We start from the raw sequence: 368 nt of genomic DNA, 5'->3' as shown, positions 1-368 counted from the left end.
TCTATCTCATCAGGATTAAGCCTTTCAAACTCATAGGCTCTTCTTTGCCATACTTGTATCTCAGCACCATGGATCCATACTATAACTTTTATTTTATCTATAAATTTTTCAAGTACTTTCCACATATTAGAGTCAATCATATGGACTAAAACCTTATCATAATAACCCATATTTAAGGTGTTCTCTAAAAGAGTAGAGTCTCCACTAGCTACATCTATACCTTGAAACTCTCTAAATGGTTCATTAAATTGATTGTTGATTCTAAATATATCTACTAAAAAATTCGAATCTTTATAAGACCTTACTCTGCTATGTAAAAATCCATATTTATATAGATTATCATAGCTTGGGTATTGTTTTGATAAGAT

1 protein-coding gene is annotated in these 368 nt (G+C 29.6%); it reads right to left on the bottom strand.

Annotation, left to right across the window (positions count from 1 at the left end):
* The coding region (locus CSUIS19072_RS08475) for a hypothetical protein (protein ID WP_337212285.1) at positions 1-368 on the bottom strand (368 nt) is incomplete at both ends.

Source organism: Campylobacter sp. RM19072, assembly GCF_024723485.1.
Classification (GTDB): Bacteria; Campylobacterota; Campylobacteria; order Campylobacterales; family Campylobacteraceae; genus Campylobacter; species Campylobacter porcelli.
Note: the sequence above shows the minus strand (reverse complement) of the source record. Positions and strands in the feature narration are given on the sequence as shown.